The sequence below is a fragment of the Vibrio sp. 970 genome (assembly GCF_033339075.1).
Window position 1 is genome coordinate 1 of record NZ_JAWOTW010000449.1, and the last position, 636, is coordinate 636.

General features: G+C 45.4%; 1 pseudogene. It reads right to left on the reverse strand.

Annotated elements, in window-relative coordinates:
• Positions 1-337 (reverse strand): annotated as a pseudogene (locus R7Q11_RS27225) (glycerol kinase); the annotation flags it as partial.
• Between the last annotated feature and the right edge of the window lie 299 nt (positions 338-636).

A 636-nucleotide genomic window follows, 5' to 3' on the forward strand; every position in this document is an offset into this window, starting at 1 on the left:
GCCATCCGTCTTCTGATTTACTTATCCAGCCTAGCTCACTCAACAATTGGTTGATTCGCTTGGCATTAAGGCGAAGTTTATCGCCAAGTAGTGTGGCACTCAGAGTTTTCCCAGAGGTAGGATTCAGCTCAATATGCAAGTTCGTAGGCCAGACAATAAACTGCCCAAACTTGGGGTGGTCAACATATTCACCGCCGAACTTAGCGCCCTCTTCCGTCAGGATCCATTTGTCCTCTTGGCGAGTGATGTAACCGGCGCGTTTGAGATCTGAAAACAGCAGCTTGGCGTCAATATTGCGCATTTTCGCTAATGCTGATGTCGATATTTTTTCTGACATGTGTGGAGCCTCCTGCTGCAGGGAAAATAACATCCTGTGAATGATATTAACGCATTGATTTCATTGCTTGAAGCAAGAATGAGAAAGATTCATACCAAGAAACAAAAAAGCCAGTCTTTTCCGACTGGCTTTGGCTTTAAATGATCTTAAAATTGGCGTGGTTACGCCTTTCGCCGATTATTTGATAAAGGCGATGCAGCCTTGCAAAATCACTAAGTTAACGATGTCGATGAAGAATGCACCGACAATCGGCACCACCATAAACGCCTGTGGTGACGGGCCGAAACGGTTCACGATAG